Raw genomic sequence first — 364 nt, forward strand, 5'->3', positions numbered from 1 at the left:
ATCCAGATTACCTCGCCCCTCACACCGCGCACTTGTGACCGCCAACGCTGGGCGCCAACACCACAGCAATCAATCCATAACACTGCCGGATAAGCTTGTTGGTTCACATACCAATGGCTGTGCGCGTCTTCAGCAACGTAATCAACCGGACTATTCAGACTGATTTTTCCACCAGCGGAAATAATGGCCCGATGTAACAAAACCAATAGACGGCGATTTTCCAGATGACCTTCCGGCATCAGCCAGAGGCCGCGCCGGAATTGCTCCGACAAGTGCGGCTCCAGCGCCTCGATTTGCTGGCGATTTTGCCAGGCAATACCCTGCTCGGCTCCAACATGATGCCGTGCAAGGCATCGCCCCATAT

The 364-nt window shown here is 54.7% G+C and carries 1 protein-coding gene; it reads right to left on the minus strand.

Annotation, left to right across the window (positions count from 1 at the left end; all coding sequences use genetic code 11):
- The coding region (locus tag Q4563_RS17255) for an FAD-dependent oxidoreductase (protein WP_303605370.1) at positions 1-364 on the minus strand (364 nt) is incomplete at both ends.

This window comes from Gilvimarinus sp. 1_MG-2023 (genome assembly GCF_030548285.1).